Here is a 12,299-nt window from a genome sequence, read left to right on the forward strand (position 1 = left end):
TTCCTAGAATGCATTGGCTCGACTGGCTGGTTATGCTCGGCACCTTAGGTGCTATTGTTTTGTATGGTGTTTACCATACCCGCAACATTAAAAGCGTTGAAAGTTACCTGATGGGTGACCGTGATCTGCGTTGGTGGACCATCGGTCTGTCTGTGATGGCTACCCAAGCCAGCGCGATTACTTTTTTATCAACACCTGGCCAGGCCTTTGAGGATGGCATGCGCTTTGCGCAGTTCTACTTTGGTTTACCCCTGGCAATGGTCTTTCTCTGTATTTTTGTATTACCGCTGTACTACAAACTCAAGATATACACGGCCTACGAATACCTCGAAGGCCGATTTGACCTCCGTACTCGTACACTTACAGCTATCTTATTTCTCGTTCAGCGGGGCTTGGCGGCAGGTATCACGATCTATGCTCCGGCCATTATCCTCAGTACTTTGCTGGAGTGGCAATTGAATTGGACCATTCTTGGTATCGGGATCGTTGTGATTTTCTATACCGTTATGGGGGGCACCAAAGCGGTGAGTGTTACCCAAAAGCAACAGATGATTATCATCCTTTCGGGGATGTTTATAGCCGCTATTCTTCTGGTTAATCAACTGCCGGAAGGGGTTGGGTTTATTGACGCGGTTGATGTTGCTGGCAAGCTTGGAAAGCTTAATGTGGTTGACTTTTCCTTCGATATGAGCAATCGCTATACCTTTTGGTCGGGGATGTTGGGAGGGTTTTTCTTATTCCTCTCTTATTTTGGGACAGACCAATCACAGGTGCAACGCTATCTCAGTGGGCGATCATTGTCAGAAAGTCGCCTGGGCTTGTTATTCAATGGTATTATTAAAGTACCAATGCAGTTTCTGGTATTATTTGTGGGGATATTGGTATTCATATTTTTCCTGTTTGTCAAGCCGCCTATTCACTTCAATACCGCGAACTTAGCTATCGTTAAAGAAAACCCGGTGACAGCTCCACAATTGGAGAGCTTGGAGGCCACCTATGATGATCTGTTTACCCAGCGAGAGGCCGCAGTGAACAATATGATCACCGCCTTGGACACCGAAGATGAGGTTGCCATTAATGCGACTACAGAACGCCTTGAGACATTACAAACCGCTGACGCCGATATTCGGGAAGAAGTAAGAACCTTGATTGATGTAGCCAGTGATGGCGCCGCTAAAACCAAGGATACGGATTATGTTTTTATCACTTTCGTAATCAACTATTTGCCGATAGGTATGGTAGGGCTCCTTTTGGCGGTGATTTTCTCAGCTGCTATGTCGTCGACCTCCTCCGAACTCAATGCTTTGGCTACGACTACGGTAATAGATATTTACAAACGCTCGCTGGTAAAAGACAAGGAGGATCGTCATTACCTAAAAGCGTCTAAAGGTTTTACTATTCTCTGGGGCGTAATGGCCCTCATTTTTGCGCTATATGCAGATCTTTTCGAAAACCTCATTCAGGCGGTTAATATGATTGGCTCACTCGTTTATGGTTCTATTTTGGGGATTTTTATGGTCGCATTTTTCCAAAAGCGCATTGGCGGAAAAGCAGTGTTTTTGGCGGCGATTTTAGCAGAAATAGCAGTAATCGTAATCTTCTACCTCGATCAAAAAGAGATTATTGAGGTCGCTTACTTATGGTTGAATCCCATTGGATGTGGCCTGGTAATGGTTATGGCAGAATTAATTCAAGGACGAAATAAGGCAGTAGCCTAAATTTAAGTAATGAAGAAAGTACTTTGGTTGGCTTGTTTAAGCTTCTGTATTCTTAGGCTAAATGCCCAGGAGAAGGCGTTGCCAGAAATTACTCAGAGAGATGCCTTTTCTATTGGTGAAACGTTTACATTTTTATCTAAAAATCTTTCAGAGGAAAGAAGAGTAAATATTTATTTGCCAAATGGTTATGATGATAATTCTACAAAAGAATACCCTGTCATCTATCTCCTTGATGGTGCGGCAGATGAGGATTTTATTCACATTGCCGGCTTAGTGCAATTTGGTACATTTCCCTGGATCAATATGTTGCCGGAATCAATCGTTATTGGCATCGCCAATGTTGACCGCAAACGTGATTTTACCTATCCTACGAACAATACGCAAGACAAAGCGGACTTTCCTACTACAGGGGGCTCAGCAGCGTTTATAGATTTCCTAGAGCAAGAATTGCAGCCACTTATTCAGGATACTTACCGTACCGTCGATACCACTACTATTATTGGTCAATCCTTGGGTGGATTACTCGCCACCGAGATTTTGTTTAAAAAGCCCACCCTTTTTGACAATTATCTCATCATCAGCCCGAGCCTATGGTGGGATGATGAATCTTTACTCGATTATTCTCCAAACCTTTCTTCAGTGACGGGAAAAATCTACGTTGCTGTAGGTAAAGAAGGCCCCACGATGAAGCGTGTAGCCCGCAGTTTAGCAAAGAAGCTAAGCGCTGCGAAATTGGATGTACACTTCGATTACTTTGGTAAGCAAGATCATGGTAATATACTGCACCAGGCAGTATACAGAGCCTTTTCTGTATTGTACCCTAAAGAAGAGAAGTAAGTTGGGCTTTTAGTAAAAAATCCTCATACCTTGCACCAAGTACTTAATGTAGTGAAGCTTGTCTTTTATGAATATTCCCTTAGGTGCAAGGTAAATTTTACCGTAAATACCACTCCGTAGCTTCTTGCACAAATTGTAGGATCATCTTCATGCTACCCTTTCCGGGTAATGCTGTCAATGGCAGTACCGCTCCTTTGAAATGCTCACCTATTTGCCAGTGGCCGTTTGTCAACGAAGGCTTTTCCTCGTAATTTACTTCACCCTTCTGGGGATACCCCGCTAGGTAAAAATAAGGTTCGCCCACCATTTTATCTTGCATTGCCAGACCGTAGCCCAAGCCCATGTAATCGTCAACGATACAATAGGTGCCTGTATCAAAATGGTGTGGCCAAATACGGGGTTGCCCCTCTTTTTGTAGGAAACCTAATAAAGCATTGCCTGCCTGATTGGCCATCCGACGGTAGTAGCACCATTCGGCTACAGCTTCTCCTGCTAGAGGCAGAAAGGTTTTGGGGTGGTCATATTCCGGAATCTCAAAATGTAGTGGTTCCAGAAAAGCTTTTTCATCCAATCCCGTTTCCAGCAGCTGTCCGGCGATAATTTGCTCTAGTTGATCCAGGGTCTGCCCAGCCAGCTTAATGATCGGACTGGCCTTTTGGCGGGTATCTACCCACTCAAAGCTGTTGTTATTCAGATTAAAGGCCAGCGTTCTTTTGGCATCGCCAAAAGGGTGGGTATGGATACGCTGTGCCAAGGCATCAAAATAAAGGTTTGAATGACTGTCGTCGTCTTGTTTGGGAACAAAGCTACGCCCGGCCTTGGCCAGCACTTGACCTATTTGGTGAAGCGTTTGGTCTGTTTTATTGTAAGCCTGCATAGTTGATTCCGGTTAAGCGGTGCATGGTGTAATCCATGGTGCTGAGGTCATTAAAATTAAATTTCTTTACATCATCGTGCCCACAGGCGCGTGCAACTACCTTCATTAAGTCTGTCGTCGCTTCGAAGTAATTGTGGAGTTGTTGGGCCGAGGCTTCGACTATCAACCGACTCCTCAGGTCTTCTTTCTGGGTAGCAATACCTACTGGGCAATGATTTGAACCACAGGCACGCATACCCAAGCAGCCGATAGCTTGCAAGGCGGCATTGGATACAGCAATGGCATCGGCACCCAACATCATTGCTTTAGCAAAATCTTCAGCCACACGTAACCCTCCGGTAATTACCAGCGTCACATCTTTACTGTTGCGTTTGTCCAAGTGTTTTCGAGCTCTTGCCAATGCAGGAATAGTGGGCACATTTATATTGTCCCGCAAAATGGTAGGTGCAGATCCTGTTCCGCCACCGCGACCATCAAGGATAAGATAATCGACGCCTACCGCAAGGGCAAAATCGATATCGGCTTCGATATGGCTGGCCGCAATCTTAAAACCTACGGGGATGCCTCCCGTTTTTTCTCTGACCTGATCCGCTACTTCTTTAAAATCATCTACGGTCCGTAGGTCAGGAAAGGCAGCAGGAGAAATGGCCGTTTCACCCTCATTAATACCACGAACTTCAGCAATTTCAGCAGTTACTTTATCGCCAGGTAGATGGCCGCCTGTACCTGTTTTTGCGCCTTGGCCGCCCTTGAAGTGAAAAGCTTGCGCTTTTTGTACTTTCTCCCAGCTGAATCCAAATTTTCCTGACGCCAATTCATAGAAATAACGCGAGTTGTTTTCCTGCTCTGCGGGTAGCATCCCACCCTCGCCACTACAAATACCAGTGCCTGATAGTTCAGCACCCATCGCCAGTGCGGTCTTCGCTTCCTTCGATAGTGCACCAAAACTCATATCGGAAACAAAAACAGGAATGTTTAATACCAGGGGTTTATTAGCCCTTGGTCCAATGACCACTTGGGTATTTACTTCATCTTCATCCATCAATGGGCGACTAGCCAATTGAGCAGGTAAAAACTGAATGTTTTCCCATTTTGGCAAAGTATTCCGATCTACCCCCATAGAGGCAGAAGGACCATGGTGGCCGTATTTTTTAAGACCATTTTTGGCTAATTCTTTGATGTAGCCGGTGTAAGGCTCGGTACTTTCGGGGTGGGTATCGGCGTAAGCTCCCAGGTAGACATCTCGGTCGAAGGGCTGGGGGTGCTCTTCCAAATAATCATCAACTTCGGCTTCATCGATCCACACGGTATCGCCCTCGATCTTCGTCGTAAACTTGTGTAGCGCCTCGTCGTTGTTGTATTCACTCACTCCGGTATCATAGCGATAATCCCAGCCATGGAGGCCACAAATAAGGTTTTCTCCTTCAATAAACCCATCTGAGAGTAATGCTCCTCTATGCAAACAGCGGCCGTAGAGCGCTGATACTTCATCGCCATAACGGATCAGTACTAAATCAAGACTTTTAACGAGTAAATGAGTAGGTTGCTTTTCTTCCAGTGCGGATAGAGAAAAGGCTTTGATGGGGGTTTGCATAAGTGTTATAAAATGGTTTGAACTCAAGAAGGAGTATTTTTTTGAAATAGCATGTCCGTTGAAAAACACTTGGATGGTTTTGTCTGTACATCTGCTTTTGCAATCTACTTTTTTAAACTTTTGTTCGCTTACGCTAATATTGCTGCATTGTTTTCCGCACCCCGCACCCCGCACCAAAGTCAAAAGAGGGGAATCTGCCCCGTTGGGATGCCTTCGGCAAGTTCGGAAGTATTCATCGCACCCCGCACCCAAAAACGCACCTCGCACGTTTCCGCACCACTCAAATCACTCCAACCAGAATATCTAAATTGCCTAAATAAGCCATGTTTTCCCGTACAACAATGTCTAGCGGGAGCAGTTTGTCTGGTGGAATATCCACTTGGCGCAATAGGTAATCAGACAATGTAGAAGCCCCGATATATCCTTGCGCTTTGGGGTGCTGGTTGATGAGGAACTGGATGTTCCCCTGTTGGAGGGCAGCAAGATTGGTAGGGATAGGGTCAAACCCAACTATTGGCGGGATGGGGAGTCCTTGGTCTGCTAAAGCATTCGCTAGCAGGTGCGCGCGAGAATTGGTGACAAAGACGGCACCAATATTATCATGCTTTTTATTTATCGTAGCCCACTTGTTTATTAAAGTTTGTGGGTTATCAAATGTGGTTATTTCTGCTGTTAGCGTAGGGATCGCAATTTCAGACTGATTGAAGTAAGCACGGAACCCATGGGCTTTGGCTAGTAAGTGAGGGGCATTGTCTACCTGTTGTTCCAAGTGCAAAATGAGGGGTTGCTGACCTTTAGGTAAATTTAAGTGCAGCAAACGCGCACCCAAGAATCCTGCCTGGTATGCATCCTGCCCCACGTAGCAAAGGGCATTAGCCTCCGCCAAGCGGGTGTTGATCATGATGTAAGGAATCTCCAAGGCCTGTAATTGGCGCGCCAAATCCATCCCTTCCAGTTGAAAAAGTGGCGCAAAAAGAAAGGCTGCCGGAGGCTGAGAAAGAAGTCGGTTAGCGCATTCCGCAAAATGTCGGGGACTGGCCAGTTCAAAGTTCACCGTTTCAAGGTCCAGGCCAAAATGCTGTAGAGAATGCTTGGCCCGTTGGATACCTTCGTGGATGGCCAGCCAGTATTCATCTGTTTCAGGGTAGGGGAGCAGTACTGCAAGCGTCAGGGTTCTATTGTAGGCGAGCGTACTGGCAATGAGGTTTCGTTCATAGCCCAGCTCTTCCATGGCTGCTTTTACCTTCTCCCGGGCTTTCGCCGAAACATCACCTCGTTGATGAAGAACACGGTCGACCGTGCCAGTGGACACACCTGCTTGGGCTGCAATATCCTTGATCCGTATTCTTTTCATCGCCTTTTGTTTTGTTCTATAATCCTCAATAGGCGCTTACCGTAAGACACAAAGTACTACTATTTTATTTTGAATTTTAGTGCTTTTATTCCTTTGTGTTTAGGGCAAATTAGGCAATTGCCATCGCTGGAAAGCTTCCATCGCCTCGTATTCTGCAAAACCCAACGCTCGGTAGGTTTGGGCGGTTTCTCGGTTGCGAGCCTCGGCCCGTTCCCAGAATTCTCGTTCGTCATTACCGGGGAAAGGTGGCTGATCTTTTTGCGACTGGTGCATGTAAATGGCTTTCCGCTTTTTTACAACCTCTTCCGGGCTCAAAGGCACCGCCATTTCAATTTCGTGGATAGGCCATTCCTGCCAAGCACCGCGGTAAAGCCACAACCAGCAATCGTCCATCCATTTTTCTTCAGACAACTGCTCGAAAGCAGCGGTAATAATATCCAGGCAAACACGGTGGGTGCCGTTAGGGTCTGCCAAGTCCCCTGCAGCAAATACTTGATGGGGGCGGATCGTGTTTAGAAATTCCATTGTTTGCCCAATGTCAGCAGGCCCCATCGGGTTTTTACGAACGGAACCGGTCTCATAAAATGGTAAGTCCAAAAAGTGAATTTGGCTGTCGGGTAGGCCACAAGAACGTGCTCCTGCACGCGCCTCACCCCGCCGAATCATTCCTTTTATGCTTCGTACTTCAGGGCTGTCGGGAACGCCAGCTTTCTTACGTTTAAGGTCTTTTCGTGCTTTTTTGAACAGCTTGCTGGCAGCTTCGTTAGTCAGTTCGTAAGTGCCACCAAATTCTTCCATAAATTCAATGAAACGTAGCGCATCGTAGTCGTGTACAGCAATATTGCCACTGGTCTGGTAGGCTACATGTACTTCGTGTCCCTGTTCTACCAACCGTAGGAAGGTTCCCCCCATACTGATAACATCATCATCAGGATGCGGACTAAAAAGGACCACTCGCTTCTGAGCAGGGCGACTGCGCTCTGGCCGATGGGCGTCATCTACATTGGGTTTGCCACCCGGCCACCCGGTAATCGTGTGCTGTAGTTGATTAAATATCTTGATGTTGAGACTATAGGCCGATTCGTAAGCCAAAATAAGCTCGCCCAAGCTGTTTTCAGTATAATCTTCGTTGGTAAGTTTTAGGATGGGTTTTTCTAACTTTTGAGACAACCAAATGACGGCTTTGGCTGCTAGTTTGTCATCCCAGTTGCACATGCCTATCAGCCAGGGTGTCGCGATTTTAGTAAGTTCTTCGGCGGCAGCCTCGTCTACAAAAAAGCGGACATTAGGATGCTTTTGCAAAAACGAAGAGGGTAGGTTGGGGGTGACAGGACCTTCAACAGCGTCGCGCACAACGGCAGCTTTGTGCTGTCCCCAGGCAAGGAGATAAACGGTGCGTGCCTGCATAATGGATTGGATACCCATAGTGATCGCCCGGTAGGGGACATCCTCAAGCGTACCGAAGTCCTTAGCGGCATCCTTCCGAGTCAGGTTGTCAAGGCGTACCAATCGAGTTACAGAGCTTTCCCATGAACCAGGCTCATTAAAGCCGATGTGCCCGGTACGGCCAATGCCCAGTAATTGAACATCAATGCCACCAACCAGCTTGATTTTCTTTTCGTAAGCTTCGCAATAAGCACCTACTTCTTCCAGTGGCACGGTACCGTCGGGGATGTTGATGTTCTCGGCAGGAATATCAACATGGTCAAAGAGGTATTCATGCATGAAATGCACGTAACTCTGCTGTGCAGTGGGCTCCAGTGGATAGTATTCATCAAGATTGAAAGAAATGACATTCTGAAAACTCAGCCCTTCTTCTTTGTGGAGCCGAATCAACTCCTGATATACCCGAATAGGAGAGGAGCCAGTGGCTAGCCCTAAGACAATATTTTCACCTTCTTGCTGTCGTTGCCGAATAGCTAGGGCTATTGATTGTGCTACGTGGCGGGAAGCCTCTTCTGGCGAAGCCCATATCTTGACAGGAATACGCTCAACAGATTTGAAAGCATATTGTAAATAGCTGTTGGTGTGACCATTGGTTTTGAGCAGGGACATAAGGATTATGGTTAGATTCTGAGGCAAAGGTAAGAGAATTTCAAATAAACCGTGTGCGCACACGGTTTATTTGAATGTTAATTTTTTAACCAACCATCATCAACCAACAACCCAATAAAACTAACTAACCCTTCATCCAACCTTTTTCCGTACCTTCGCCCGCTGTTTTGGGATTTGCCAAGAAGTGCTTATTTTCCCAAAACGTAGAATACTAGAAGAAATGGGAAATATAGTTGCAATTGTCGGTCGCCCCAACGTGGGTAAATCTACGCTCTACAATCGAATGGTAGGAGAGCGCCAGGCCATTATTAATGATGAAAGTGGTGTTACCCGCGACCGCCAGTACGGCACCAGTAATTGGAACGGGAAAAACTTCACCATCGTTGATACGGGTGGGTTCGTTCGTAACTCCGATGATGTTTTTGAGGCAGCTATCCGCTCGCAAGTTCAAATCGCGATTGAAGAGGCAGCAGTACTCATTTTTATGGTGGATGTAACCACTGGCCTTACGGATCTCGACGAGCAGATCGCCGCTATGATACGGCGCACCAAGCAGCCAGTTTTGCTGGCGGTCAATAAGGTAGATAATAGCCAACGGCAGCTCGAAGCCAATGAGTTTTGGAGCCTGGGCTTTGAGCACACTTACTTTTTATCTTCTGTCACAGGCAGCGGTACGGGTGAAATATTGGATGCCCTCGCCGAACTTATTGAAGAAGAGGAAGAAGAGGAGACTGACCTGCCACGTCTGGCAATCGTAGGACAACCAAACGTAGGTAAATCCAGCCTTACTAATGCACTTTTGGGCGAAGACCGCAACATCGTTACCGATATTGCTGGTACTACCCGAGATTCGATTAATACCCATTACAAAAAATTCGACAAAGAATTTCTCCTTGTCGATACTGCCGGTATCCGCAAGAAGAGTAAAGTACATGAGGATCTAGAGTTCTATTCCGTCATGCGAGCTATCAAAGCCATTGACGAATCAGACGTTATTATCCTGATGATTGATGCCACCTTGGGCGTAGAATCTCAGGATATGTCGATCTTTAGCCTTATTCAGAAACGAAATAAGGGAGTCGTCATACTGATCAATAAGTGGGACCTCATGGAGAAGGAAACCAACACGGCCCGTGACTACGAAAAGGAAGTTCGTCGCCGTTTTGAGCCTTTTACCGATGTGCCTATCATTTTCGTTTCTGCCCTCGAGAAACAGCGGATATTTAAAGCCGTTGAAGTTGCGCTGGAGGTCTACGAAAACCGTTCTCGCCGAATTTCTACCTCTGTCCTCAACGACAAAATGCTTACGGCTATCGAACGTCACGGCCCTCCTGTTCACCGTGGGCGTGTTGCCAAAATAAAGTACGTCACCCAATTACCGATTGCCTATCCTGCATTCGCGTTTTTCTGTAACAATCCTAAGCATATCAAGGATAGCTACAAGAATTACCTCGAAAACCAAATCCGTTTCCATTTCAATTTTACTGGGGTGCCGATTAGCGTGTTTTTTAGAAAAAAATAAGGGTTGGGGCCCGGTGCCTTCGGTACCACTGCTGTTCATTGTCCTTGTGGCGTTCCGCCACCGCGCTCACCTGTTCGTCGCACTTCGTAGAGACGTTGTACTGCAATGTTTGTGTCAGGCCTTATAAGTCTATCATTACCCGTGAGGGACGAAAGATAGATCCTGATTTTGCGTGGCAACCCCGTTTCTATGATCATATTATTCGCGATCATGCCTCCTTTCAGCGAATCACTTACTATATTGCCAAAAATCCGGCCACATGGAGCAATCATCGGTCGGGAAAATGAGCTCGCATGTTGCGTTTTTTACGTACTCAAAAGGAGGATGCTTCGGATACTGAATTGCTGACCCGTTTCCAGCAACAGGAAGATCGTCAGGCTCTGGCCGTCCTTTTCGATCGCTATATCGAACTCATCTATGGCCTTAGTTTACAGTATCTAAAAACGCCCAGTCGTGCAGAGGATGCTACACTGGCGATCTACGCCGAATTACAGCAAAAGCTACCTCACCATGAGGTGAAGAATTTCAAAAATTGGCTCTATACCTTTATTCGTAACCATTGCTTGATGCAGTTGCGGAAGGAGAAAAAAATGATTACTGTAAATTATGATCCTGCTTTTATGCAATCCGATGCCGATTGGCATCTAAGTGACGGCCCATCTGAAAAAGAGGAGCGGGAATCGGCCTTGGATTTCTGTTTAGAGCAGCTTAATGATCAACAAAAAGCCTGCGTTCAGTTGTTTTATTATAAAGGCCACTCTTACAAAGAAATTGCGACCATGCGTAACGAAGAAGTAGGCCGGATCAGGTCTAATATTCAAAATGGTCGCCGTAATCTGAAAAACTGTATCGAAGGACAGGAACAGCGGAATGAATAAAAAGGAACAACATATCAGGGATTTACTCCAACGTTGGACCACGGGCGAAATTACCGCCAGGGAAGAAGCTGAGCTGCTTACTGCTGCACAGCAAGACCTCTTTCTACAAGAAGCATTGGCCGCTTACCAAGGACAAGCTGACCATGATCATGCTGCCCGTTTAGATCGCATTCGTAGTAAAACGTCCCAACGTCAGCCGATTGTACGGATGATTGGCCGTTGGACAGCTATTGCAGCCAGTGTTTTGCTACTCGTTACGGTAAGTTGGTGGACGCTGCGTGAAGAAGGGTTTTCGGATATGGCCTCGCCTGTTGCGATGGAAGAATCAGCAACCGCACCTTCTTCCCCTAAAATCTCTGAAGACCAGGCAGCCGAGTCTCCGGCTTTTACTGAAGCAGAAGAATTAAGTACAGCGGAACCCATCGCGCAATCGTCTCCTTTAAAAGAAGCGACTACCCCCAAGGATTCTCAAGAGGATAAGCTACTTTCTCGTAAAGACGAATCACAAATAGCAGCCGATGCGACAAGGCCGCCAGCGACCTATAATTCAGAAACAAATTTAGGTGCAGGAGCTACTTCTGATGAGGTGCTTGCAGGTAGGGCCGAAGAAGATACTTTTAGTAGCCGTACGCTTCCTGTTGATTCCGAGGCGATTGTTTTGGAAACCAGAGAGGCTGTTGAAGCCGATGAATTATCGCCTCCTCCAGCGCCGCGGATGGCTGCCCCTGCTACCAGTCCAACTTATCCTGCCCAAAACCAAGCTTACGCCCGCCAAGATGAACCTACTCGGATATCCAATAGTGGTATTCCTGTACCGGCTACCGGCTATCGAATTATCGAAGGGTATGTAACGGATGCAGAAGGTTTTCCTTTGATTGGCGCTAGCATTGTGACGCCAGGGGCCGCCAATGGAACGGTTACTGACTTGGATGGTTTTTATCGGATTACAGTTGCTAATGAGATAAAGACATTATCTATCAGTTACACGGGCTTTGCATCTACACAGGTCAATGTAGATGATGAGAATCAACTGGATGTTACATTGGCCGAAGCAGTAGCTTTAGACGAGGTTGTTGTAACAGGTTATGCCGCCAAAAAGCGGGGACAAGCTGAAGCTTCCACAGGCACAGCTCAACCTATTAAAGGGTTTCGGGCACTGCGGGACTATGTCGTTGCCAACACGCCGGATAATACGCCCAGAGCTAGAATTAAGCTCCGTTTTCTAGTACAAGCAGATGGCAGTCTGACGGATTTTGAGGTGCTAAAAAGTACCAATGTTGGGCAAAATAGCCTGGCCATCCAATTACTTGAACAAGGCCCTAAATGGGAGGTTACTGAAGGTAGTACGCCAGTGGAAACGGTTTATGTCGTCAGGTTTTAGGAACTATATGACGAATTTAGTAGGACCGTTTTTCTTGAACCACCAAAGGCACCTAAGGTGATTTTTTTTGAACTAAGGACGAG

9 protein-coding genes are annotated in these 12,299 nt (G+C 46.5%); 5 read left to right on the top strand and 4 right to left on the bottom strand.

Annotation, left to right across the window (positions count from 1 at the left end):
- Positions 1–8 precede the first annotated feature (8 nt).
- Both A3EU_RS0123880 and A3EU_RS0123885 read left to right on the top strand, forming a co-directional pair.
- Positions 9–1,718, top strand: coding sequence for a sodium:solute symporter family protein (locus A3EU_RS0123880; protein ID WP_020538721.1), 1,710 nt, complete (start codon positions 9–11; stop codon positions 1,716–1,718).
- Between the two features lie 9 nt (positions 1,719–1,727).
- Positions 1,728–2,555 (top strand): alpha/beta hydrolase, encoded by an 828-nt coding sequence (locus A3EU_RS0123885; RefSeq protein WP_020538722.1) that lies wholly within the window; start codon positions 1,728–1,730, stop codon positions 2,553–2,555.
- A gap of 97 nt (positions 2,556–2,652) precedes the next feature.
- Here the strand turns inward: A3EU_RS0123885 and A3EU_RS0123890 are convergent, their stop codons facing one another.
- The 4 genes from A3EU_RS0123890 to nagB form a co-directional block, all read right to left on the bottom strand.
- Positions 2,653–3,432: a hypothetical protein gene (locus A3EU_RS0123890; RefSeq protein WP_020538723.1), complete on the bottom strand. Its 780-nt coding sequence runs from the start codon at positions 3,430–3,432 to the stop codon at positions 2,653–2,655.
- Positions 3,416–5,026 carry a glutamate synthase-related protein gene (locus A3EU_RS0123895; protein WP_020538724.1) on the bottom strand — a complete coding sequence of 537 codons (1,611 nt, stop codon included), beginning with the start codon at positions 5,024–5,026 and terminating at the stop codon, positions 3,416–3,418. Before A3EU_RS0123895 ends, A3EU_RS0123890 begins: the two co-directional genes overlap by 17 nt.
- Positions 5,027–5,306: 280 nt before the next feature.
- Positions 5,307–6,380, bottom strand: a complete 1,074-nt coding sequence (locus A3EU_RS0123900) for a LacI family DNA-binding transcriptional regulator (RefSeq protein WP_020538725.1) — start codon at positions 6,378–6,380, stop codon at positions 5,307–5,309.
- 99 nt (positions 6,381–6,479) lie between these two features.
- Positions 6,480–8,435, bottom strand: coding sequence for a glucosamine-6-phosphate deaminase (gene nagB / locus A3EU_RS0123905; RefSeq protein WP_020538726.1), 1,956 nt, complete (start codon positions 8,433–8,435; stop codon positions 6,480–6,482).
- Between the two features lie 220 nt (positions 8,436–8,655).
- Here nagB and der point away from each other — a divergent pair, with 220 nt between their 5' ends.
- The 3 genes from der (at position 8,656) to A3EU_RS0123925 (ending at position 12,216) form a co-directional block, all read left to right on the top strand.
- Positions 8,656–9,957: a ribosome biogenesis GTPase Der gene (gene der, locus A3EU_RS0123910; protein WP_020538727.1), complete on the top strand. Its 1,302-nt coding sequence runs from the start codon at positions 8,656–8,658 to the stop codon at positions 9,955–9,957.
- 293 nt (positions 9,958–10,250) lie between these two features.
- A complete protein-coding gene (locus A3EU_RS0123920; RefSeq protein WP_020538729.1) occupies positions 10,251–10,835 on the top strand; it encodes an RNA polymerase sigma factor in 585 nt (194 codons plus the stop codon).
- Positions 10,828–12,216: a carboxypeptidase-like regulatory domain-containing protein gene (locus tag A3EU_RS0123925; protein ID WP_020538730.1), complete on the top strand. Its 1,389-nt coding sequence runs from the start codon at positions 10,828–10,830 to the stop codon at positions 12,214–12,216. The genes A3EU_RS0123920 and A3EU_RS0123925 overlap by 8 nt, the downstream gene beginning before the upstream one ends.
- The last annotated feature ends 83 nt before the right edge of the window (positions 12,217–12,299 follow it).

It is taken from the genome of Lewinella cohaerens DSM 23179, assembly GCF_000379805.1.
GTDB classification, from domain to species: Bacteria; Bacteroidota; Bacteroidia; order Chitinophagales; family Saprospiraceae; genus Lewinella; species Lewinella cohaerens.

What these genes read in the sequence shown, in the direction of transcription:
- A3EU_RS0123925 (WP_020538730.1), top strand. Translation starts at nt 10,828, where the DNA reads ATGAATAAAAAGGAACAACATATCAGGGATTTACTCCAACGTTGGACC.
- der (WP_020538727.1), top strand. Translation starts at nt 8,656, where the DNA reads ATGGGAAATATAGTTGCAATTGTCGGTCGCCCCAACGTGGGTAAATCT.
- A3EU_RS0123885 (WP_020538722.1), top strand. Translation starts at nt 1,728, where the DNA reads ATGAAGAAAGTACTTTGGTTGGCTTGTTTAAGCTTCTGTATTCTTAGG.
- A3EU_RS0123890 (WP_020538723.1), bottom strand. Translation starts at nt 3,432, where the DNA reads ATGCAGGCTTACAATAAAACAGACCAAACGCTTCACCAAATAGGTCAA.
- nagB (WP_020538726.1), bottom strand. Translation starts at nt 8,435, where the DNA reads ATGTCCCTGCTCAAAACCAATGGTCACACCAACAGCTATTTACAATAT.
- A3EU_RS0123900 (WP_020538725.1), bottom strand. Translation starts at nt 6,380, where the DNA reads ATGAAAAGAATACGGATCAAGGATATTGCAGCCCAAGCAGGTGTGTCC.
- A3EU_RS0123895 (WP_020538724.1), bottom strand. Translation starts at nt 5,026, where the DNA reads ATGCAAACCCCCATCAAAGCCTTTTCTCTATCCGCACTGGAAGAAAAG.
- A3EU_RS0123920 (WP_020538729.1), top strand. Translation starts at nt 10,251, where the DNA reads ATGTTGCGTTTTTTACGTACTCAAAAGGAGGATGCTTCGGATACTGAA.
- A3EU_RS0123880 (WP_020538721.1), top strand. Translation starts at nt 9, where the DNA reads ATGCATTGGCTCGACTGGCTGGTTATGCTCGGCACCTTAGGTGCTATT.